This is a genomic window from Flavobacterium sp. (genome assembly GCF_044369455.1).
Lineage (GTDB): Bacteria > Bacteroidota > Bacteroidia > Flavobacteriales > Flavobacteriaceae > Flavobacterium.
Window position 1 is genome coordinate 63,547 of record NZ_JBIPLW010000010.1, and the last position, 22,928, is coordinate 86,474.

General features: G+C 34.2%; 21 protein-coding genes and 1 tRNA gene. 19 read left to right on the plus strand and 3 right to left on the minus strand.

What is annotated here, in order from left to right; genetic code table 11:
• Positions 1–31: 31 nt before the first annotated feature.
• From ACIQ2L_RS10450 to aroA, 7 genes are read left to right on the plus strand one after another with little or no spacing between them, the layout of a single operon-like run.
• On the plus strand, positions 32–1,942 hold the full coding sequence (locus ACIQ2L_RS10450; protein WP_396158503.1) for a DUF3857 domain-containing protein: 1,911 nt from the start codon (positions 32–34) through the stop codon (positions 1,940–1,942).
• 3 nt (positions 1,943–1,945) lie between these two features.
• The gene (locus ACIQ2L_RS10455; protein WP_396158505.1) at positions 1,946–3,955 is read left to right on the plus strand and encodes a DUF3857 domain-containing protein; all 2,010 of its coding nucleotides are present in this window, start codon (positions 1,946–1,948) and stop codon (positions 3,953–3,955) included.
• 2 nt (positions 3,956–3,957) lie between these two features.
• Complete coding sequence (locus ACIQ2L_RS10460) at positions 3,958–5,952, plus strand: DUF3857 domain-containing protein (RefSeq protein WP_396158507.1); 1,995 nt, start codon at positions 3,958–3,960, stop codon at positions 5,950–5,952.
• Between the two features lies 1 nt (position 5,953).
• The gene (locus ACIQ2L_RS10465) at positions 5,954–6,157 is read left to right on the plus strand and encodes a hypothetical protein (protein WP_396158509.1); all 204 of its coding nucleotides are present in this window, start codon (positions 5,954–5,956) and stop codon (positions 6,155–6,157) included.
• Between the two features lie 3 nt (positions 6,158–6,160).
• Entirely contained in the window at positions 6,161–6,487 is a 327-nt protein-coding gene (locus tag ACIQ2L_RS10470) for a nucleotide pyrophosphohydrolase (RefSeq protein WP_396158511.1), read from the plus strand.
• Positions 6,488–6,513: 26 nt separating this feature from the next.
• The gene (locus ACIQ2L_RS10475; RefSeq protein ID WP_396158513.1) at positions 6,514–6,858 is read left to right on the plus strand and encodes a four helix bundle protein; all 345 of its coding nucleotides are present in this window, start codon (positions 6,514–6,516) and stop codon (positions 6,856–6,858) included.
• 14 nt (positions 6,859–6,872) lie between these two features.
• The gene (gene aroA, locus ACIQ2L_RS10480) at positions 6,873–8,168 is read left to right on the plus strand and encodes a 3-phosphoshikimate 1-carboxyvinyltransferase (RefSeq protein ID WP_396158515.1); all 1,296 of its coding nucleotides are present in this window, start codon (positions 6,873–6,875) and stop codon (positions 8,166–8,168) included.
• 4 nt (positions 8,169–8,172) lie between these two features.
• On the opposite strand, the gene ACIQ2L_RS10485 is transcribed toward aroA, so the two are convergent.
• A tRNA-Pro gene (locus ACIQ2L_RS10485) sits at positions 8,173–8,246 on the minus strand.
• A gap of 149 nt (positions 8,247–8,395) precedes the next feature.
• Between ACIQ2L_RS10485 and queA the strand changes: the two genes are divergently transcribed.
• From queA to ACIQ2L_RS10515, 6 genes are all read left to right on the plus strand, one after another.
• Positions 8,396–9,445, plus strand: coding sequence for a tRNA preQ1(34) S-adenosylmethionine ribosyltransferase-isomerase QueA (gene queA, locus ACIQ2L_RS10490; RefSeq protein WP_396158517.1), 1,050 nt, complete (start codon positions 8,396–8,398; stop codon positions 9,443–9,445).
• 221 nt (positions 9,446–9,666) lie between these two features.
• Positions 9,667–10,947: a kynureninase gene (kynU, locus tag ACIQ2L_RS10495; protein ID WP_396158519.1), complete on the plus strand. Its 1,281-nt coding sequence runs from the start codon at positions 9,667–9,669 to the stop codon at positions 10,945–10,947.
• A gap of 54 nt (positions 10,948–11,001) precedes the next feature.
• Positions 11,002–11,256, plus strand: a complete 255-nt coding sequence (locus tag ACIQ2L_RS10500) for a four helix bundle protein (RefSeq protein WP_396158521.1) — start codon at positions 11,002–11,004, stop codon at positions 11,254–11,256.
• A gap of 156 nt (positions 11,257–11,412) precedes the next feature.
• Positions 11,413–12,498, plus strand: coding sequence for an agmatinase family protein (locus tag ACIQ2L_RS10505; protein ID WP_396158523.1), 1,086 nt, complete (start codon positions 11,413–11,415; stop codon positions 12,496–12,498).
• 116 nt (positions 12,499–12,614) lie between these two features.
• Positions 12,615–14,999 (plus strand): penicillin acylase family protein, encoded by a 2,385-nt coding sequence (locus ACIQ2L_RS10510; protein ID WP_396158525.1) that lies wholly within the window; start codon positions 12,615–12,617, stop codon positions 14,997–14,999.
• A 206-nt stretch (positions 15,000–15,205) separates the two neighbouring features.
• Positions 15,206–16,546, plus strand: a complete 1,341-nt coding sequence (locus ACIQ2L_RS10515) for an FAD-dependent oxidoreductase (protein WP_396158527.1) — start codon at positions 15,206–15,208, stop codon at positions 16,544–16,546.
• A gap of 63 nt (positions 16,547–16,609) precedes the next feature.
• Here the strand turns inward: ACIQ2L_RS10515 and ACIQ2L_RS10520 are convergent, their stop codons facing one another.
• Both ACIQ2L_RS10520 and ACIQ2L_RS10525 read right to left on the minus strand, forming a co-directional pair.
• The gene (locus tag ACIQ2L_RS10520) at positions 16,610–16,975 is read right to left on the minus strand and encodes a cupin domain-containing protein (RefSeq protein ID WP_396158529.1); all 366 of its coding nucleotides are present in this window, start codon (positions 16,973–16,975) and stop codon (positions 16,610–16,612) included.
• 2 nt (positions 16,976–16,977) lie between these two features.
• Positions 16,978–18,501, minus strand: a complete 1,524-nt coding sequence (locus ACIQ2L_RS10525; RefSeq protein WP_396158531.1) for a helicase HerA-like domain-containing protein — start codon at positions 18,499–18,501, stop codon at positions 16,978–16,980.
• A gap of 380 nt (positions 18,502–18,881) precedes the next feature.
• On the opposite strand from ACIQ2L_RS10525, the gene ACIQ2L_RS10530 reads away from it, so the two are divergent.
• Genes ACIQ2L_RS10530 through ACIQ2L_RS10555 form a run of 6 tightly spaced genes read left to right on the plus strand, consistent with a single transcriptional unit; the run spans position 18,882 to position 22,923 of the window.
• Positions 18,882–19,700, plus strand: coding sequence for a MotA/TolQ/ExbB proton channel family protein (locus ACIQ2L_RS10530; RefSeq protein WP_396158533.1), 819 nt, complete (start codon positions 18,882–18,884; stop codon positions 19,698–19,700).
• Positions 19,701–19,744: 44 nt separating this feature from the next.
• The gene (locus tag ACIQ2L_RS10535) at positions 19,745–20,371 is read left to right on the plus strand and encodes an ExbD/TolR family protein (protein WP_396158535.1); all 627 of its coding nucleotides are present in this window, start codon (positions 19,745–19,747) and stop codon (positions 20,369–20,371) included.
• A 17-nt stretch (positions 20,372–20,388) separates the two neighbouring features.
• The gene (locus ACIQ2L_RS10540) at positions 20,389–20,952 is read left to right on the plus strand and encodes an ExbD/TolR family protein (RefSeq protein WP_396158537.1); all 564 of its coding nucleotides are present in this window, start codon (positions 20,389–20,391) and stop codon (positions 20,950–20,952) included.
• Positions 20,953–20,981: 29 nt separating this feature from the next.
• Complete coding sequence (locus tag ACIQ2L_RS10545) at positions 20,982–21,767, plus strand: energy transducer TonB (RefSeq protein WP_396158539.1); 786 nt, start codon at positions 20,982–20,984, stop codon at positions 21,765–21,767.
• A complete protein-coding gene (locus ACIQ2L_RS10550; protein WP_396158541.1) occupies positions 21,768–22,010 on the plus strand; it encodes a hypothetical protein in 243 nt (80 codons plus the stop codon).
• Complete coding sequence (locus ACIQ2L_RS10555; protein WP_396158543.1) at positions 22,000–22,923, plus strand: PstS family phosphate ABC transporter substrate-binding protein; 924 nt, start codon at positions 22,000–22,002, stop codon at positions 22,921–22,923. The genes ACIQ2L_RS10550 and ACIQ2L_RS10555 overlap by 11 nt, the downstream gene beginning before the upstream one ends.
• The last annotated feature ends 5 nt before the right edge of the window (positions 22,924–22,928 follow it).

Sequence of the window (22,928 nt, forward strand, 5' to 3'; positions counted from 1 at the left end):
ATTTTTTTATATTTGGGAAAATTTAGTTATAATGGATCGAATTATTCTAACATTATTTTTCCTTATATTTTCTTTATCAAGCTTTGGTCAAAAATCGGAATATTCTACCTTAAACATACCCGATTCTTTAAAGCAAAATGCCAATGCAGTTATACGATTAAGTCAAATCAACGTTGATATTACTTCTCAAAAATCAATGTCTATAAAGTCTGTTCAAGTTACTACTGTTCTGAATGAATTGGGTTTAAGAAATTTAGATTTATACGAAAGTTTCAATAAGAATAGAAGGGTTATTAAAATTCAGTCCACTGCATATGATGCCTTAGGGAAAGAATTAAAAAGCTACAAAAGAAAAGATTTTCGAGATATAAGTGTGGCTGATGGTTTTTCGGTTTTTAGTGACAATAGAGCTTTATATTTAGATTACACGCCAATTACGTATCCGTTTACTATGGTTTTTGAAGTAGAAATTGAAACTTCAAATACTGCATTTATTGCACCATGGAGCCCAATGGACGGGTATCTTGTTAGCACACAAAGCACTTCGTTAACAATTAATTATAAAACGGAATTAATTTTAAAAAAGAAAGAAATTAATTTTCAATCAAAATATCCAATAGACAAAATAGAAACTGCATCATCGATAAGTTATTCTGCTAAAAATTTAGTGGCTAAAAAAAGAGAGGAACTTAGTCCGAGTTTTGTTGACATATTCCCAATCGTATATTTTGCACTAGAACGTTTTGAATTAGAAAATGTAGAAGGGATGGCTTCTAATTGGGCGGAATTTGGAAAATGGTACTACAACTCACTTTTGGCGGATACCGAAGAAATTCCAGCAGATACACAAGTAAAAATAAAACAGTTAATCGGTACTGAAAAGGATCCGGTTGAAATTGCCAAAATAGTATATAAGTATGTTCAAGAAAAAACACGCTACGTCAGTATTCAAGTTGGAATTGGCGGTTGGAAACCGATGCTTGCCAAAGATGTAGATAAATTGGGTTATGGCGACTGTAAAGCATTGACCAATTATACTCGATGCCTTTTAAAAACGGTTGGGGTTTCTTCTTACTATACCGTTGTTTATGCAGATCATGATGAAACAAAAGATTTGCAAAATGATTTTGCCTCTGTACAAGGAAATCATGTGATTTTGACATTGCCAGTAAATAAAAATTTGATTTGGTTAGAATGTACAAGCCAAATTCAACCTTTTGGTTTTCAAGGAAATTTTACTGATGATCGAAATGTTTTACTAGTTAAACCCGAAGGTGGTGAAATTGTAAAAACCAAAGTTTTCACAGAAAATGATAACATACAAATAACAACTGGAAATTATAACATCACGGAAAATGGTGACTTGAAAGGTAAAATACAAATCATTTCTAAAGCATTGCGTTATAATAACGAGTTCGGCAAAGAACGCATGAGTAGAGAAGACCAAATAAAGAATTACAAAGAAGAATATAGTAATATCAATAACCTAACTATAAAGAAAATCAATTTCAATAATAATCCTAAGACTATTGAATTTACCGAAGATTTAGAATTAGAAGCACAAGGTTATGCTCAAAATTCAGGCGGTAAATTATTGTTTGCCCTAAATGCTTTCGATCAAAGTTCGTATGTGCCTAAAAAATACAGAACGAGAGAATTTCCTTTTGAAATAGATAGAGGTTACACCAGTGAAGAAAATATAGAAATTGGTATTCCAGATGGATTTATCGTTGAAGCAAAACCAAACGGATTAGAATTAGATACCGAATTTGGGTATTATAAAATAGAATTCATTACTTTAAATCCAAATAAAATTCAATGCAAAAGAAAACTAATCATCAAAAAAGGATTTTACGATAAATCTAAATACGAAAGTTACCGAAAATTTAAAGAAACCATTGCTAAAACCGATAACTCAAAAATAGTAATTACAAAAGCTTAGAAAATGAAATATTTATTTTACACCGTATTTTTATTCTCAATCACAGTATGTTTTTCACAAAATCATGAACTTGGAAAAGTAACCTTACAAGAACTTCAAGAAAAAGTGTGTCCATCTGATTCTTCAGCAGTGGCGGCGATTTTATTCAATGTTGGGAAAACGTCATTTGAGTACTCTGGTGATGAGGGATTTAAAATAGTAACTGAAATAAGTACTAAAATAAAAATCTATAAAAAAGAAGGATATGAATATGCCAATCATTCCGAAAGAATTTATGTTGGCGGAAATGGTGCTGAAAGAATTACTGTAACAAAAGCGATTACCTATAATTTGGTTGGAGATAAAATTGAAAAGTCTAAGCTGAACAGTGATGGTGAGTTTGACGAAAAAGTTAACAAGTATTGGAATAGAAAAAAAATAACAATGCCTAATGTAAGAGTAGGTTCTATAATCGAATATAAAATTGTAATCTCATCGCCTTATTTCTCCAATTTTCCGGAGTGGGAATTTCAAAAAGAAATACCTGTAAAATATTCGGAGTATACAACATACATTCCGGAATATTTTTTCTATAACACTCACTTGAAAGGTTATTTTGTTCCTACTAGCGATAAAACATTTATTGGAAGAAATATAGATTTCACATACACTGAAGACAAAATTGGCGGTATGAATACAGCCGCACCAAGAAGAATAAATTCAACTATGAATTTTCAAGAAAATATCGTTAAATATTCACTCGAGAATATACCAGCCATAAAAGATGAAGGATTCGTAAACAATATAGGAAATTATCAGGCTAAAATAATGCACGAGCTTTCAGGGACAAGATACCCACAAAGTCCATATAAAAGTTATAATACCGATTGGGAATCAGTAGTAAAAGGAATTTATGAGAATGAAAATTTTGGTCCCGAATTAATTAAAACAGGATATTTTGAGAAAAATGTCGATGAGGTTTTAAAAGGAATTACCTCAAAGGAAGAGCAAATCATAGCATTATTAAATTTTGTAAAATCAAGAATGAACTGGAACGAGTACAATAGTGTGTATTGTGACGATGGTGTTAAAAAAGCTTATCAAGAAAAAAAAGGAAACGTAGCCGAAATTAATCTGATGTTGACCGCCATGTTACGGTACGCTGGTTTTGAAGCTAATCCGATACTAGTCAGTACAAGATCAAACGGAATTTCTTTATTCCCAAGTAAATCTGCCTATAATTATGTCATAGCTGGAGTTGAATTGCAAAATCAAGTGATATTAATGGATGCAACCAATAAATATTCTATGCCCGATATACTACCAATCAGAGATTTAAACTGGTTTGGTAGGATAATTAGAAAAAATGGGAGTTCAGCAGAAATAGACTTAATGCCCAAATCAAATTCAAAAGACATCGTTAATATTATGGCTACCATTAAAGAAAATGGAGAAGTTTCAGGAAAAATTAGAGATCAGTATTTCGATTATAATGCGTTCCTCTTTAGGCAAAATAATAACTCAGTTTCTAAAGAAAGTTATATTGAAAAGTTAGAAAAGCGCTATCAAGGATTAGAAGTTGGAGAGTATGCAGTTCAAAATAGTAGTGATTTAAGCCTTCCAATTATTGAGAATTATGATTTTACCACAACAAACGCTGTAGAAATTATTGGAGATAAAATGTATGTTTCTCCGTTTTTAGTTTTTGCGCAAACTGAAAACCCTTTCAAACAAGAAAAGAGAGAATACCCAATCGATTTTGTGTACCCTGATCAGGATAAATTTAGCGTAAGTTTGACTATTCCTCAAGGTTATGTGGTAGAATCGCTGCCTCAGTCTAAAGCATTAGCAATGCCTGATAATTTGGCTAGTTTTAAATACATCATTTCTAATACAGGAAATCAAATTCAATTACTTTATACTCATGATACTAATCAAGCGATTATTGGTTCAGAGTACTATGAAGAATTAAAAAGTTTTTACAAAGAAATAGTCGAAAAGCAAAACGAAAAAATAGTGCTTAAAAAAGGATAAATATGATAAGATGCTATTTTGTATTTTTTTGTTTGGTGTTTTTTTCTTTTAATTCATTAGCTCAAAAACTCGAATTAGACCGGGTAACTAAAATAGAATTGCTCGAAAATCAACATAAACATGATACATCGGCATCGGCAGCTTTTATTTTTAAAAAAGCGAAGACTGATTTCAAATATTCTGAAGATAAAGGTTTTACATCGTCTACAACTTTTCAGGTAAAGCTAAAAATTTATAAAAAAGAAGGATTAAAGTGGGCAAACTTCAGCATTCCGTATTATATTGGATATGAAACTTTAGAGGATGAATATGTAAGTATTAAAAGCGGTTATACTTATAATCTAGAAAACGATAAGGTTATAAAAACTAAAGTATCGGCCGAAGGAAAATTCAAAGAAAATGTAAACGAATATTGGGAAGTCAAGTCGGTTACGTTTCCAAATGTCAAAGTTGGTTCGATAATCGAGTTAGAGTATACCTTAGAATCTCAAAATATTTCAACGCTTCCAGATTTTCAATACCAATACAACATCCCACTTGATTTTGCAGAATATAAGTCCTTCATTCCAGAATTTTATATTTATAAAAGCATCCGTAAAGGATATGTTGAGTTGAGTTTAGATCAAAAAATTGAAACAACTTCACAATCTTTTGAAGGTAAAGTTGGCTTTACATCACAAAGTAAAAATTTGAGCTATAGACAAATAATTAGCAACTACATGGCTTCTAATGTTCCCGCATTAAAAGAAGAAGATTATGTGAACAATATTAATAATTATTATGGAAAACTTGAACAAGAGTTACAAGTAATTAGATATCCTGAACAAGAGCCAAAACAAATAGCAACTACATGGGAAGCAGTTGCGAAATCAATTTATGAAGATAAAGATTTTAACGCTGCTATCAGTAATTTTGAATATTATAAAAATGAAATCCTATCTATTAAAAATAACTCCTTAAGTCAAGAAGAATTAGCAAAAAGCATTTTCAATTTTGTCAAAAACAGAATGAATTGGAACGAAAAATACGGCTACTATCCTAGAAGAAAAGTAGAAATTGCCTACTCCGAAAAAGTAGGTAATATAGCGGAAATAAACTTAATGTTAGTGTCGATGCTTCGCATGGTTGGTATTGATGCTAATCCAGTCTTGTTAAGTACTAGAGAAAATGGAATTGCTTATTTTCCTAACAAAACCCTTTTTAACTACGTAATTGCTTCAGCTATAATAAACAACACGACGCTATTAATGGATGCTACTGATAAGATGTCCGATATAAACAGGTTGCCAATTAGAACTTTAAATGGGCAAGGACGATTGATTAAAAAAGACGGAACAACTTTAGAGATTGATTTAATGCCTAAAACTAATTCTAAAGATATAGTAAATATTATGGCAACTATAAAAGAAACGGGTGAAGTTTACGGAAAAGTTAGAGAACAATATTTTGATTATAACGCCTATGTATTTAGAGATAAATACAATGGAATAGCAACCCAAAGCTATATTGAAAAATTAGAAAAAGAGTATCAAGGGGTAGAAATAAGTTCTTATAATGTTCAAAACAGTATTGATTTAGAATTGCCAATTATTGAAAATTATGACTTTAAAGTAACAAATTCCGTTGAGATTATTGGGAATAAAATGTATTTTTCTCCATTTTTATTTTTTGAAAAAACGGATAATCCATTCAAACAAGAGGCTCGAGAATACCCAATTGATTTTGTGTTTCCTAATCAGGACAAATTCAATGTCACTCTGACATTGCCCAATGGCTATATTGTTGAAACATTACCTCAAGCAAAAGCAATAGCATTACCAGATAATCTCGGAAACTTCAAGTACAATATTTCTAATAATGGCAATCAAATTCAGTTACTTTATACTCACGATATCAATCAAGCGATAATTGATGCTGATTATTATGAAGTACTAAAGAATTTCTATAAGGAAATCATCATAAAGCAAAACGAAAAAATAGTACTTAAAAAAGAGTAAAATGAAACAAAAGTTTATCACATTCTTAACAGGATTTTTAATCTACGGATTAGTTTTTGGGGTAATCATGTATTACACCGAAGCCAATAAGAATATTCTTCGAGCGCTTTTTTCAGGACTTTTTTTTGGCTCATTTATGGGTTTGTTTGAAGTTTTCATAAATCCAAGAATTAGACGTTACTTTGAAACAAGAAAGAAAAAATAAAAAATGGACTTACAACATTCACAATTAGTAGTTGACAACTGGATAAAAAACCACGGCGTTCGCTATTTCAACGAGCTAACCAACATGGCGCAACTCACGGAAGAAGTTGGTGAAGTAGCGCGAATTATTGCACGTCGCTATGGCGAACAATCCGAAAAAGAAAGCGATAAAAACAAAGACCTGGGCGAAGAATTGGCCGACGTGGTTTTTGTAGTGTTGTGTTTGGCCAATCAAACCGGTATTGACTTACAAGCGGCCTTTGATAAAAAAATGGCGTTGAAAACCAATCGTGATCACGACCGTCATCATAATAATGAGAAATTAAAATAATTGTGAATTGTGAATTGTAAATTGCTATGAGTGAAAATGTAATTAAGACTAAGTCATTTGGTTTTGCTTTAAAAATTGTTCAATCGTATAAGTTTCTATGTAATGATAGAAAGGAATTTGTTCTAAGCAAACAATTACTTAGAAGCGGAACAGCGATTGGGGCTTTGGTTAGAGAAGCAGAGCAGGCAGAAAGCAAACTAGATTTTATTCATAAATTAGCCATTGCTCAGAAAGAGGCTAATGAATCAGACTATTGGTTAGAAATACTGTTTCAGTCTGGATATTTGGAAGAAATTCAATTTAAATCAATAAAATCTGATATAGTTGAAATCAATAAAATTCTTGCTTCAATTATTATATCCACAAAATAAAGAATTGGAAAATTATGAACTTACTATTGAATTCACAATTCACCATTCACAATTCAGAATTGAATCTAACAGGTTCCAAATCTGAGACTAATCGATTGTTGCTTTTGCAGGCATTGTATCCAAATCTGCTTTTAGAAAACACCTCCAATTCCGATGATTCAGAAGTGATATTAAAAGCACTCGCTCATAATTGTCACACTGAGCTTGTCGAAGTGTCGCAACTCACAACCCGCAACCCGCAACTAATTGACGTGCATCACGCCGGAACAGCCATGCGATTTCTCACCGCTTATTTTGCCATTCAGCAAGAAAAAGAAATAGTGCTTACCGGTTCATCTCGAATGAAAGAAAGACCAATTAAAATCCTAGTCGATGCTTTACGACAATTGGGAGCCGAAATTTCGTATGAAGAAAATGAAGGTTTTCCACCCATAAAAATTAAAGGCAAAAAGCTAACGCAACACAAAGTGTCTTTGGATGCCAATGTTAGTAGTCAATATATTTCGGCACTTTTACTCATCGCTCCAAAGTTGGAAAACGGAATCCAAGTAACGCTTGAAGGCGAAATCACTTCCGTTCCTTACATCAAAATGACCTTGGCTTTACTAAATAAAATAGGAGTTGAAACGTATTTCGAAGGAGATAAAATCATAGTAAAACCTCTTGTCAACCTGAGCGCTCCCGAAGTTTCGGGAGAAGGGCAACAAATCACCATTGAGTCCGACTGGTCCTCCGCTTCCTATTTCTATTCAATCATAGCGCTTTCAAAAATCGGAACCGAAATTACATTATCTAGCTTTAAAATAAACAGCTTACAAGGCGATAGCGCATTGATAGAAATATATAAAAACTTTGGAGTGGAAACCATTTTCAATAGCAATAAATCAATTACAATATCAAAAATCAATATCAAAAATCAAAAATCGTTACTCTTCAATCTTCAATCTTCGCCCGACATTGCCCAAACTATTGCATTGACTTGTTTCGGACTAGGAATAGGGTGTCATTTGACAGGGTTACATACCCTCAAAATAAAAGAAACCGATAGAATACAGGCTTTGAAAACCGAATTAGAAAAAGTAGGGGCTAAAGTTTCTATTACTGAAAATAGTTTGACCCTAGAACCATCAGATACAATTAATCCCGATATAAAAATAAAAACCTATCAAGACCACCGAATGGCAATGGCATTCGCACCATTAGCATTAAAAACACCCCTGATAATTGAAGATGCTGAAGTTGTCTCAAAATCATATCCAACATTCTGGGATGATTTAACAAAGATCGGCTTTACAATAGAAGAAAAATAAAAAGTCGGGATGACTGGATTCGAACCAGCGACCCCTAACACCCCATGCTAGTACGCTACCAGGCTGCGCTACATCCCGAATTAGGCTGCGAAAGTAATAAAATAAAAATAAACACCAAAACACTTGACATCGCCTATCTCGCTATCGTATATTTGCAACCTGAATTTTAAACGTCTATAGGAAACAACCTTAAACCTTTAAACACATAAACTCTTAAACACTTTTAAATGAAATTATCTCATTTCCAATTCAATCTTCCAACCGAATTATTAGCCGAATATCCAGCCGAAAACCGTGACGAAAGCCGATTAATGGTTATCAACAGAAAAAATAAAACTATTGAGCATAAAATGTTCAAAGATATTATCGATTATTTTGATGATGGCGATGTCATGATTTTGAATAATACCAAAGTTTTTCCGGCTCGTATGTACGGAAATAAAGAAAAAACTGGAGCTAGAATCGAAGTGTTCTTATTACGTGAATTAAATGCCGAGCAACGTCTTTGGGATGTTCTAGTAGATCCTGCACGTAAAATCCGTATCGGAAATAAGTTATACTTTGGGGATGATGATTCATTAGTGGCTGAGGTAATCGATAATACTACGTCTCGCGGTAGAACCTTACGTTTCTTGTATGATGGTTCTTATGATGAATTTAGAAGAAAATTGACCGAATTGGGAGAAACACCCATTCCAAAATACATCAATAGAGAGGTAAACGAAGAAGATGCAGAACGCTACCAAACCATTTATGCCAAAGAAGAAGGAGCTGTAGCAGCACCAACTGCTGGTTTGCACTTTTCGAAACACCTTTTAAAAAGATTGGAAATCAAAGGAATTGACTTTGCTGAAGTAACGCTTCATGTTGGTTTAGGGACGTTTAATCCGGTTGAGGTTGAAGATTTATCTAAACATAAAATGGATTCGGAAGAGTTATTCATAACTCAAGAAGCCTGCGATATTGTGAACAATGCCAAAGTTAAAAAGAAAAGAATTTGTTGTATCGGAACTACTTCTATGCGCGCCATCGAAAGTTCGGTTTCTTCTCAAAGAACCTTAAATCCTTTTACAGGCTGGACGAATAAATTTATTTTTCCTCCGTATGATTTTAGTATCGCTGATTGCATGGTCACGAATTTCCACACACCAAAATCAACCTTATTAATGATGATTTCGGCATTCTGCGGTCATGATTTAATGAAAAAAGCGTATGAAGAAGCAGTTAAAGAAAAATACCGTTTTTATTCGTATGGTGATGCGATGTTGATTATTTAATTTTCAAGAGCGAAAGGTTCGGGCATACTTGCCATCCATTCCTGCCTGCCGGCAGGCAGGTTCCTGCTCTTCGATACAATAAAAAATGTCCCGAAACCATCGGGACATTTTTTATTTCCACTACGATCAGGGCTAGAAACAATCTTCGGTTTTTTCTTTGTTCTTTATTCTTTATTCTTTTCTCTTTTTTCTACTTTTACGATTCAAACTAAACAATAACAATGACCTTTCAAAATACTCTCCAATTTGCACAACAACTCGACGCTAAAGACGAATTAAAAAACTATCGTGACGAATTTATTTTTCCGCAACACAACGGTAAAGATGTTATTTATTTTACGGGAAACTCCCTAGGATTGCAGCCAAAACGAACCAAACACTACGTTGATGAGGTGATGAACGATTGGGCAAATATGGCTGTCGAAGGCCACTTCTATGCCGAGAAACCTTGGTGGGATTACCACGAGCGATTTGCCTATCCGTTGGGTAAATTAATGGGCGCAAAACCATCTGAGATTACCGTAATGAACACGCTAACAGTAAATTTACATTTACTAATGGTTTCTTTTTATCGACCAACCAAAACGCGTTACAAAATTATTTGTGAAGAAAAAGCATTCCCATCCGACCAGTATATGTTTCAAACGCAACTCAACTTTAGGGGTTATAAAATAGAAGATGCACTAGTTGAAATCAAAAGAAGAGAAGGAGAACACAACATTCGATTAGAAGATATCGTAGCCAAAATTAATGAAGTTGGTGATGAATTAGCATTAGTGTTAATAGGCGGTGTGAATTATTATACCGGGCAAGTTTTCGACATGAAAGCCATCACCGACGCAGGTCATAAAGTAGGCGCAATAGTAGGTTTTGACCTAGCACATGCAGCCGGAAATATCAAATTAGAATTACACGATTGGAACGTCGATTTTGCTTCTTGGTGTTCTTATAAATACATGAATTCTGGACCAGGAAACGCTTCGGGTTGTTTTATTCATGAAAGGCATCATACCAATAAAGACTTGGCAAGGTTTGGCGGTTGGTGGGCACAAAACAAGGAACGTCGTTTTAAAATGGATCCTCAATTTGACCCAATTATTGGTGCTGATGGATGGCAAGTTAGTAATTTACCTATATTGTCATTAGCGCCTTATTTAGCATCAGTTGAAATGTTTGCCGAAGTCGGCATGGATAAACTTATCAAAAAAAGAGATCAAATTACGGCCTACTTAGAATTTATTCTTCACGAAATCGACGCAGCAATAGACGGAACAGAATTTGAAATAATTACGCCAAGCAATCAAGAAGAACGCGCGTGTCAATTATCTGTCTTTCTTCATGGACAAGGCCGAAGTTTGTTTGAATATTTAATGAAAAATGGGGTAATCACCGATTGGAGGGAACCTAACGTAATTCGATTTGCACCTGTACCTTTTTATTGTTCCTATGAAGACATGTATGAATTTGGACAAATATTGAAAAAAGGAATATCAAATAGATAATGGACTTTCTGATAATGGATTTTCAGATATAGGAATTCCAAATAAAAATACAACATGCACAATTACAAAGAGCTAGAAGTTTGGAAAAGCAGTATAAAGTTTTGTCCTAAATTATATAAATTAACAGAGACTTTTCCCGATTCAGAAAAGTTTGGATTAATATCACAATTAAAAAGAGCTGTCATTTCAATTCCTTCAAACATTGCAGAAGGTTCAGCTAAATCTTCTGATAAGCATTTTATTATTTTTCTAGAATCAGCTCTTAGTTCTTGTTATGAAATAGAAACTCAGTTGTTAGTCTCTCTATAATTAAATTTTATTTCAGAGTTTAATTATAATTATCTAAATAATGAGATATCATCAATTATCAAAATGATTATTAAATTCATCAAATATTTACAAAATAAAAATAGCTAGATTTTCTGAAAATCTAAAAGTCTGAAAATTCAAATATCTAAAAAAAGTATGACCAAACAACAAATCATAGACACTTTCGATCCAAGTCAACCTGGTTTGGCGGATGCCACCATTTTTGGATTGCCATTCTCAGCCGAGCAATCAGAAATTATTATCATTCCGGTGCCATGGGAAGTAACCGTTAGCTATGGCGCCGGAGCTTCGGATGGTCCAGAAGCTGTTTTGGATGCCTCGTTTCAAGTTGATTTAAATCATCAAGAGTTTCCAGAATTATGGAAATTGGGAATGTTTTATGACGATGCACCTGAACATTGGAAAGTCAATTCAACTCAATATAAAAAATTAGCTCAACCCATAATTGAAGCGTTAGAAGGTGGCGAAGATCTAAATAATCATCCCAATTTAGTTGCTGATTTAGCTTTAATAAATAAAGTGTGTCGCGATTTGCATACCGAAGTAAAAGAAAAAGTGTTGTTCTGGATGCAAAAAGGTAAAAAAGTCGTGTTGCTTGGCGGCGATCATTCTACACCTTTAGGATATTATGAAGCTTTAGCTTCTATTCACGATAACTTCGGAATTTTGCACCTCGATGCGCATATGGATTTGCGAATTGCCTATGAAGGGTTTAGCTATTCTCATGCATCCATAATGTATAATGCATTACAGATTCCACAAATTTCAAAAATTGTTCAGGTTGGTATTCGCGATTTCTGTGAGCAAGAAGTCGCTGTAGCGCAACAAGCAAAGGGTAGAGTTCTAATTAATACTAGTGCCGATTTACAACAAGAGTCTTTTGAAGGGAAAACGTGGGCGCAACAATGTGATGCAATAATTGAAAGTTTACCTCAAAAAGTTTGTATTAGTTTCGACATTGACGGAATGTTTCAATGGTACGCTCCAAGCACAGGAACACCAGTTCCGGGTGGGTTTTCATTTGAACAAGCTACTTATTTGTTTAACAAATTAGCGGCTAGCGGTAAAGAAATTATTGGTTTTGATTTAGTTGAAGTAGCTCCAGGAGAAACCGATTGGGATGGCAATGTTGGTGCCCGAATGTTATTTCACATGTGTGGCGTGTTGGCAAAAAATAACGGAATGAATACGGGTAATCCAATTCAATTTCCGAGAAAATAAAAAGTGCTTCTATTCTTTTTAAACCATTAAGAAATTAAGAAAGGTTAAGATAAAACACATTTCATCTTATTATCTTAATGGTTTATTTTTTACATTTGGAATTCAATGTGCTCCTGATGAAAAAAATAAAAAAAGTTGCCTTAATTATTCTAATAATTATAATTGTAATTCTTCTTTCACTATTTGCTTATCTTCAATACACTAAACCCAATTGCGAAGGAGAAGCAACACTAAAAAACATCAGTAAACCAACTACCGTTTATTTTGATGAATTCGGTGTTCCTCATATTTATGCCGATAATCAAAAAGATGCCATGACTACATTGGGATATGTTCATGCGCAAGACCGTTTGTGGCAAATGGAACTCATGCGCCGCATTGCTCCTGGAAGACTTTCAGAAATCTTTGGCAACCCAACTTTAAAAACGGATACGTTTTTTTCTGGAATTGGTATTGATGATAACTCCGCAAAAGCAGTTGCCCAACTCAACAAAAACTCCCAAACCTACATTTTAGCGAATGCCTACCTAGACGGCATCAACCAATACATGGAAGATGGTACAACGCCAGTGGAGTTTTCATTACTTGGCATCAAAAAAGAAAAGTTCACGCTAAAAGATGTCTATAATATTTTTGGATTTATGTCATTCAGCTTTGCTATGGCTCAAAAAACCGATCCATTACTAACTGATATCCGCGACCGTTTCGGGATGGAATATCTCAAGGATTTTGGTATTCAAGGTGAACTCGGAACCAAACAATTAAAATCCTATAATGGTGATTATAAAGGATATGCTGAAATAGCAAAATCGGTTGCCGGATTATTAGAAACATCTCCAGTGCCTGCTTTTATTGGAAGCAATAGCTGGGTAATTGGCAGCGCCAAAACCAAAAACGGTAAAGTCATTTTAGCAAACGATCCACACATCATGTATTCGCAACCCGGAACTTGGTACGAAGCGCATATTGTGTGTCCAGATTATGAAATCTATGGGTACTATATTGCTGGAACGCCGTTTCCGCTTTTAGGTCATAATCACAAGTACGCCTACGGTTTAACTATGTTCGAAAATGATGATGTCGATTTCTTTCAGGAAGAAGATAACCCCAACGATAACAAACAATACAAAACTATTGAGGGATTTAAAAGCTATACCTACAAACAAAAGACCATCAAAGTAAAAGACAGCTCCGATGTAAAAATTAACATAAAAACCAGCCAACACGGACCAATTATTACCGGATTACTTGAAGGGTTAAAAACAGAGAAATCAATAGCCATGTCATGGATTTATACGCAGCAAAAAAACGAAATCCTCGATGCAGTTTATGAATTATCTCATGCGAAAAATTTGGAAAGCTTCCACAAAAACATTGAGCTCATTAAAGCACCAGGATTAAACATTATGTATGGCGATGCTAAAGGCAACATCGCTTGGATTACTTCGGGCAAATTATATAAAGTGGACAAAAGTGTTAATACCAATTTTATTTTAAATGGTGCTAACGGGATTGATGATAAGAAAGAGTTTATTCCGTTTACCAAAAACCCAGCAGCTATAAATCCGCCATGGAATTACGTCTATACATCCAACAATCAACCTGAAGCCATCGATGGTTATCTGTATCCGGGTTATTATCTTCCAAAAGACAGAGCGATGCGAATTGACGGATTATTATCTCCCAAAAATGATTGGACTAAAGAAGATGTGAGCAAAATGATAGTCGATAATACATCGGCAACAGCCAAAACCATAGTGGCAAACATGACTAAACCAGTAAACGCTTCCCAGTTTTCTGAAAATGAAAAGAAAGCTTTAGCCGTTTTAAACGAATGGAAAGCCACGCATACTCTAGAAGACATTGCGCCAAGCATCTACAACAAATGGATTTATTTTTACTTAAAAGATACTTTTGAAGACGAATTCGGAGTTGATAATTTTAAACTTTTATTGGGCACACACATTGTTAAACAAGTAATCGAAGCGCAAAGTCAAAATGTTGCCTCTGTTTGGTGGGATAACGTCAATACAAAAGGCAAAAAAGAAACGCAATCCGAAATTCTGACCCAATCTTTTAAAGAAGCAATCGCTTCGTTAGAAAAACAATTGGGCAATGATATCAATCAATGGCAATGGAAGAAAGTACACAAAGTAACATTCCAACATCCAATCGGTAAAGTGAAAATGTTAAGTAAATTCTTCAACGTTGGATCTTTTCCAATTTCGGGCACCAATGAAGTGATAGACAACCAATTATTCACGTATACAGGCGATACTGAAATTCAGGTTAAAGGCGGACCGTCAACTAGGAGAATTATTGATTTTTCAGACATAGAAAACAGTTGGAGCGTTTTACCAACGGGACAATCAGGCAATCCGATGAGTAAATATTATAAGGATCAAACCGAATTGTTTGTCAATGGCAAATTCAGAAAAATGAAACTCAATAAAAAAGAAATTGAATCCACATCAACAAAATTAATCTTCAAACCTAAGTAAACCATTAAGAAGTTAAGATTTTTTCGTTAAGTAAGTTAAGCATCATCCTTAATGAAAACCTTAATTTAACTTAACTTCTTAATGTTTAAAAAATGTTCTGTAAAAAAACATAAATTTGCACCCGAGTCCGTAAGGCCGGATTGTATGACCCGAGCTGCGAAGCGGCGAACGGAACGAAGTTAAATAAAAACCGTTAGTATAAATAAATGCAAACTCCCAAAAAAATTGCTGTTGTTGGTTCTGGACTAGTTGGTTCTTTGTTAGGAATTTATCTAAAAAAAAGAGGTCACATCGTACACGTATATGATAGAAGTCCGGATATAAGAAAGCTCAATTTTTCGGGTCGTTCAATTAATTTAGTTTTATCCAACCGAGGTATAAAAACCCTGCAAGATGTTGGCTTAGAAACGGAAGTTTTAGCCATTGGGATTCCTGTTGATAGACGTGCTATACACATAGGACAAGAAACTGTTAACGAACAGTTTTACGGACAAAACGGAGAGGTAATCTACTCCATTTCAAGAGGACTTTTGAATAAAAAAATGGTCGATTTGGCAGAGAAAGCCGGAGTTGAATTTTTCTTTGAAGAAAAAGTATGGGATGTCGATCTTACAACTGCCACTATTTCTATTGGCGAAACAGAGCGTGGCGAATGGACGACCCATAATTATGATCTAACTTTTGGTGCCGATGGCGCTTTTTCGAGAATTCGACACAGAATGCAGCGTCAGAGTATGTTTGATTACTCGCAGGAGTTCATGAAAATGGGCTATAAAGAATTGCATATTCCTGCTAATGCAGACGGAAGTCATAAATTAAACAAAAACGCTTTACACATTTGGCCACGCGGCAATTTTATGTTGATGGCTTTAGCCAATTTAGACGGAAGTTTTACCTGCACATTGTTTATGCCTCATGATGGTGAAAATTCATTCGCATCTTTAAAAACTACAGCACAATTGGTCGATTTTTTTGCCAAAAACTTCCCCGATACCAAAGAAGTTATTCCGGATTTAGTAAATGATTTTTTCAAAAATCCAACCAGTTATTTGGTTACTATGAAATGTTTTCCGTGGACATTTAGTGATAAAGTTGCCCTTATCGGTGATGCTTGCCATGCTATTGTACCGTTTTATGGACACGGAATGAATTCGGGCTTTGAAGACATTACTGTTTTAGAAGAAATGATGCAAAAATATGGCGATGATTGGGCAAACTTACTCAACGATTATGAGAATTCAAGAAAACCAAATGCTGATGCAATAGCGGAATTATCATTTAGAAATTTCATGGAAATGAGTACCAAAACCGCAGATGCCAATTTCTTACTACAAAAGAAAATAGAAAAATGGTTCTCTGATAAACATCCCGATAAATGGATGCCGCTATACAGTAGAGTAACCTTTAGTTTACAACCTTATTCCGAAGCGCTGGCTATTGGCGATTTACAAAACGAAATCATGGAAAAAGTGATGCAAATGCCAAATATTGCAGAAAAATGGAATAGCGAAGAAGTCGAAAATAAAATCATTTCCTTATTAAAGTAATTTTTTAGGAGCCATTTCCCGCTTTCCGCGCTACATGGTAGCTAGCTTCAATCGGGGCTAGGGCTATTCGTTCTCCCGATGCACTTTCATAAAATCAAACGCCGGTTTACAAATAGCAATGTATTCACAAGCTTCATCAAACGGATTCGAATATTGAACGCGCGTATTTTTTTCAATTTTTATAGATTGACCTTTTTCTAAAACGATTATTTCATCTTCAATAATAAATTGTTTTTTGCCTGAAATAATATAAGTATATTCCTCAAACTCCGGAGTTTGAAAAGGTTCGCTCCATTTTGGTGGCGCAATCATATGCGCAATTGAGATTTCGGTATTTCCAGTGGTTGGAATTCCGTGATGCTCTTCAATTAGTTTCCCATCGGTAGTTGGAACCACAAAGGGTGATTTTTGAATAAAGTATTTTTTCATAGTTACCGCTTAAATAGTTTACTCAACACACCAAAAACACCACGAATAAAGGTAGCACTAGTTACTACCTTTACCACTGATTTACCAATGACAGATCCTGTACTTGGTTCGCTACTTTTCTTTGCTTCTGTTTGATTTTCTTCTTCAGCTTGAGCTTCGGCTTGTTGTACTGCATCTTCAATTTTCTTAGTTAACAGTTCATAAGCACTTTCTCGGTCGATTTCTTCAGCATATTTTCTAACTAATTTTGATTTGTTGTTTATTTCATCAATTTCGTTATCATTTAAAACATCCATTCTACTCATGGGCGCACGCATCATGGTTGCGGCTAAAGGGGTTGGGATTCCTTTTTCGTTTAATGCGGTTACAAAGGCTTCTCCAATTCCTAGACTGGTTAATACTTCATCGGTTTTATAGTATTTTGATGTGGGATAATTATCCGCAGTTTGCTTAATGGCTTGTCGGTCAGTAGCCGTAAAGGCACGTAAAGCATGTTGGATTTTTAATCCCAATTGCGCCAAAACACTTGCAGGAACATCCATCGGATTTTGAGTAATAAAATAAACTCCAATACCTTTCGAACGAATTAATTTGATAATGGTTTCGATTTGATTTAACAATGCTTTGCTGGCTTCGTTAAAAATCAAATGCGCTTCATCAATAAAGATTACTAATTCGGGTTGTTCGGCATCCCCTTTTTCGGGCATTTGCTGATAAATTTCTGCCAATAAACTCAACATAAACGTTGAAAATAATTTGGGTTTGTCCTGAATATCCGTCAAGCGGATAATGTTTACGTAGCCTTTTCCATTTTCATCAATGCGCATCAAATCATCAATTTCAAATGATTTTTCTCCAAAAAATATATCGCCTCCTTGTTGCTCTAACTCAATTATCTTTCGAAGAATGATTCCGGTAGTTGCTGTAGCAATCTTTCCATAGCTCGCTGAAATTTCATCCTTTCCTTCGTCAGTAATATAATTCAGTACTTTTTTGATGTCTTTCAAATCCAAAAGTGGCATTTTCATATCGTCACAATATTTGAATAGTACCGATATTACTCCAGTTTGAGTGTCATTCAAATCCAAAATCCTTGAAAACAAAACGGGTCCAAATTCAGAAATGGTAGCCCGAAGTCTAACCCCATTTTGTTGGGATAACGACATCAATTCTACAGGAAAAGAAGCAGCAGTGAACGGGATGTTAATTTTAGCATGACGTTCAGTAATAAAAGGTTTTTCTTCACCTTCTTTGGCAATTCCCGAAAAATCACCCTTGATATCCATCATTAACACCGGAATTCCAAAGGATGACAATTGTTCCGATAGTACCTGAATGGTTTTTGTTTTTCCAGTTCCAGTAGCACCGGCAATTAGGCCATGACGATTTAAGGTTTTTAGTGGAACTTTTACAAAAGTATCAGTAACAGCTTCGCCGTTGATAATAGCACCGCCGAGAACGATACTTTCTCCTTTGTAAGTATAACCTTCATTGATATGTTTGCTGAATTCAGAAATTGCTGTCATTTTGAATTTATTGAAATTTTTAGGTGATGCAAAGTACTATTTTTTTTAAATACAATGAAATGATATAGGATTTACTTTTTGTGAATATGCAGTAAAAAATTAACATTAAAATAAAGTTGCAACTCAAAATACATTTTTAATTTTTTTTACGTTATATAGATGTTATTAATACATTAAAATTGTTAAAAAGAGACTATTTTTAAATTATTTTGAAAGAAATTTTTAAATGATATCTAAAGTTCTATATCATAAATATATCGATATAGGATTAAAAGTAAAAAAAGTTTTTTTATTACAAGTAAAAAATTAAATTTGCTACCAATCAAGTTTATTAACAACTAAAACTTATAAATTAATTAAAATTATTAAAATTTAAAAAAATGGCAAACGTTAAAAAAGATGGGGGTTCAAACCTCGGAGGAATGGTATCAGGAATCATTATTGTAGCATGTGTTCTTGTAGGGTATTTAATTTGGCAATTTGGTATGGGTCATTCTTCAAACTTTGATGGAGGAGATTCAGAAAAAGGGCATCCATTAAATACTTTAGGGATGGTTTACAAAGGAGGATTTATTGTTCCTATTTTGTTAGGTATGTTCCTTATGGTTATTGTTTTTTCAATTGAAAGATTTTTTGTTATATCAAAAGCTTCAGGTAAAGGAAGTTTAGATAACTTTATGAAGAAAGTTCAAGGTGACATTAAAGATGGTAAAATAGAAGACGCTATTAATGTTTGTGACAAACAACAAGGTTCTGTAGCAAATGCAGTAAAAGCAGCTTTAATTAAATACCAAGAAGTGAAAGCGGAAGGTTTTAATAGCGAAGAAGCTTCTGAGACTATTCACAAAGAAATTGAAGAAGCAACTTCTTTAGAGATGCCAATGTTAGAGAAAAACTTAACTATACTTTCTACTCTTGTTGCTCTTGGAACTCTAGGGGGATTATTAGGAACAGTATCTGGTATGATTAAAGCTTTTGGTGCTTTGGCTTCTGCAGGAACTCCAGACCAAGCAGCTTTAGCAACAGGTATCTCTGAAGCATTGATTAATACAGCAACAGGTATCTCAACTTCTGCATTAGCGATTGTAACGTATAATTTCTTTACTTCTAAAATTGATACTTTAACCTATTCTATTGACGAAGCGGGTTCTACTATTGTGAATACCTATAGAAAATTCAGAGGAAGTTTAAAAAAATAATACAATTTTAGTTTTACTATATATTGTAATAAAACAAATAAATAATGGCTAAAGTAAAAATGTCCAAAAAATCAACATCCATCGACATGACTGCGATGTGTGATGTGGCTTTCCTTTTGCTTACGTTCTTTATCTTGACGGCCACGGCCAAAGTGCCCGAGCCGCTTCCAGTAGACACACCATCATCAACAGTACAAACTAAATTGCCAGATACTGATTTGGCAATGTTAACAGTCGGAAAAAGTGATGGAAAAGAACAAGTGTTTTTTGGGGTTAAAGGAAAAGAGATACGTATGGCAACTTTGGATTATATGGCTCAAAAATATAAAATGACTTTCACTGACCAAGAAAGAACTCAATTTTCATTAGTGGATGAATTTGGAGTGCCAATCGAAGGATTGAAACAGTTGTTGGCTATGAAAAGTGCCGATAGAGCCAAAAAAGGAGTTCAACCAGGAATACCTTGTGACTCGATTAACAATCAATTACAAGATTGGGTACAATACGCAAGAAAAGCAAACATTGATGTTAACCAAAAAGAACTTCAATTTGCAATCAAAGGCGATGCTAAAGAAGAATATCCTCAAATTAAAAGAGTGATGGATATTTTACAAGACCAAAAAATCAATAGCTTTAATTTAGTTACGGGTTTAAGAGGAAAAGATTATTAAAATTAATAATATAGAAAATGGCTGAATTAGGAAATAGTGGCGGTGGCGGTGGTAAAAAAGACGGTAAAGTTAGAAGTAAAAAATCAGATCCAAGGGTAGATTTAACAGCCATGGTAGATTTAGCATTTTTGTTGATTACCTTTTTTATGTTAACCACATCGTTATCAAAACCCCAATCTATGGATTTGGGTTTGCCTGACAAAGAAGATAAAAAAGAACCAGAAAAGGACATCAAAGTAGATCAAAGAAGAACCATGACAATAATCATGGGTGATAATGATAAAATCAAATGGTATCACGGACTATTAGACGCTCCTGAAGCAAATGGAAAACCAACGGATGCACAGTATGGCAAAAACGGTTTAAGAAAAGAGATTTTAAAGAGAGTGGTTTCTGTACCTCAAGTTACAGGAAGTAAAGACAAAGGTTTAATTATAATTATTAAACCAACTAAGAAATCAACCTATAGAAACTTAGTGGATGTTTTAGATGAAATGGCTATCTGTAAAGTTCCAACCTATGCAATTGTTAATGACATTACACCAGAGGAAAAAGTCCTCATTGAGGAAATGAACAAATAATCCAATGTTAATCAAAAATATACTAAAAAATGAAATTAGACTTATTTAAAAGACAGTGGATAGACATCGTTTTTGAAGGCAAAAACAAAGCGTATGGTGCGTATGAGTTACGTAAAGAAAATCCCAAAACGACAGTTCGTTCTTTAATTATTGGAGCATTAATATTTGGTTTGGCTATTTTTGCGCCAATCTTAATCAATATGATTCCTAGTGGTGATGACGACAATGCAACACTAGACCAAAAAATAGTAACCATTAAGCTTCCTCCTAAAGAGCAACCAAAAGATCTTCCACCACCTCCACCACCTCCACCAAAAGTAGATCAGGTGAAGTTTGTGAAGCCAGTTGTGGCTAAAACCGAAGAAATTACAGAAGAACCACCTAAAGTAGAGGAAATTAAAGACAAAAAATTGGGAGACGAAACCATCAAAGGTGATCCAGATGCTCCATTAACAGTGGAACCAGTAGGTAATGGGCCGAGTGTTGTAGAAGAAGATAATAACATCTATAACACGGCAGGTATCGAAGTAAAACCGGATTTTCCAGGCGGTTTAGAGAAATTTTACAAGTTTATTGGTAAAAATTTTCAGGTTCCTGAAGAAGATGGATTGAAAGGTAAAATATTTGTAACATTCGTTGTAGAAAAAGATGGTTCGCTTACAGATATTAAAGTACTTAGAGATATCGGTTACGGAACAGGAAAAGAAGCTATAAGGGTTTTGAAATCTTGTCCGAGATGGAATCCCGGAGAACAAAATGGTAAAAAAGTAAGGGTACTATATTCATTACCAATTTCCATACAATCAGCAGAATAAATGATTTCAAAAATCATAGATAATTTCAAGAAGAAATCGCTTAAAGGGCGATTTCTTCTCGTTATTAGCTTACTGAATTTTATTGCCTTTTGCATATTAGGCTCACTTTTGTTGTTTTGGGATAAATTAAAATTAAATTTGCCCAATAATATGCAACTGATTGTTGGATGTAGTATACTATTGTTTGGTTTATTACGTTTTATAACTCAGGTAAAACGTTTGAATGCTTTAGATGATGAATAAATTGGTCAAAACACTTATTGGTTTTTTTTTGTTATTTCTACTTTTTGTGTTGTCTTGTCAAAAGAAAACGGAGGATAATGAAGAAACAATTTTAAAAGGAAAAGCAACAGTTTATGTTGACGAATCGATAGTGCCTATAATTGAAGACGAAGAAGCTGTTTTTGAAACAGAGTATAAAGCTAAACTACATTTGGTACCCAAATCAGAAAAAGAGATTGTGAATGCATTATTGAATGACACAGCAAAAATTGCCATCTTAACAAGAACACTTTCGAAGAAAGAGTTAAATGCGTTCAGTGCCAAAAAAATTACTCCGAGAATTACCCCATTTGCAACAGATGCAGTAGCTTTTATTAAAAATAAAACTACCAATGATTCATTGATAGCATTGCAAGATGTGATAGATTTTTTAAAGGGGAAATCAGTCCCAACAATAAAAGGATTGGTTTTTGACAATGCCAATTCGAGTACTGTTAGATACATTAGCGAAGTTTCAGGAGTGACAATTGCGAATCAGCAAAACATTTTTTCTTTAAAAACCAACGAAGAGGTTATTAAGTATGTAGCCGAAAACACAGGAATGGTTGGTGTTATAGGAATGAATTGGATTTTTCAACCACCCCTAGATTTAGAGGATGTAGTGAAAAAAGTAAATGTCTTAGCAGTAAAAGATAGAAACAAATCAGAATATTTTTTCCCAACGCAAGATAATCTTGCAATAGGTAAATATCCTTTGGCACGCCATTTGTATATCGTCAACTGTCAAGGATATTCTGGCCTCGGAATGGGATTCGGTTCCTTTCTTTCGGGTGAAAGAGGTCAACGTATAATTTTAAAATCAGGGCTACTCCCTGAACGTACACCAGGCAGGAAAATCATGATTAGAAATACAATTACTAAAAATAAAAATTAATTAGA